The organism is Idiomarina aminovorans (assembly GCF_023155095.1).
Taxonomy (GTDB): domain Bacteria; phylum Pseudomonadota; class Gammaproteobacteria; order Enterobacterales; family Alteromonadaceae; genus Idiomarina; species Idiomarina aminovorans.
In genome coordinates this window covers 1-310 of the sequence record NZ_JAKNDA010000027.1, presented here as the reverse complement: position 1 = coordinate 310, position 310 = coordinate 1, and the positions used below count along the sequence as shown (strand labels likewise).

Sequence of the window (310 nt, the reverse complement as noted above, 5' to 3'; positions counted from 1 at the left end):
CTATTCTTGTTTAAGAACACTTAACGCTAACGGTTACATCAAGAGAAGAAATGGTGGAGCCAAGCGGGATCGAACCGCTGACCTCCTGCGTGCAAGGCAGGCGCTCTCCCAGCTGAGCTATGGCCCCACAGACCCAAGGTCTGTCGGTATGTACGACGCACCCTGATAAGGGAATTTCAAGGCTAGATAACCTCTTAATTCGCGGGAGGGCAAGGCGGAGAACGACGAAGCATAGCCTGCTATGCGAGTTGTTCTCCAACGCAGCCATCGCGTGAATTTGGTGGGTCTGGGCAGACTTGAACTGCCGACC

General features: G+C 53.9%; 1 tRNA gene. It reads right to left on the bottom strand.

Annotated features, from left to right (window positions below):
• Positions 1-51: 51 nt before the first annotated feature.
• Positions 52-127 (bottom strand) — tRNA-Ala (locus L8G48_RS13365).
• Positions 128-310: the final 183 nt, after the last annotated feature.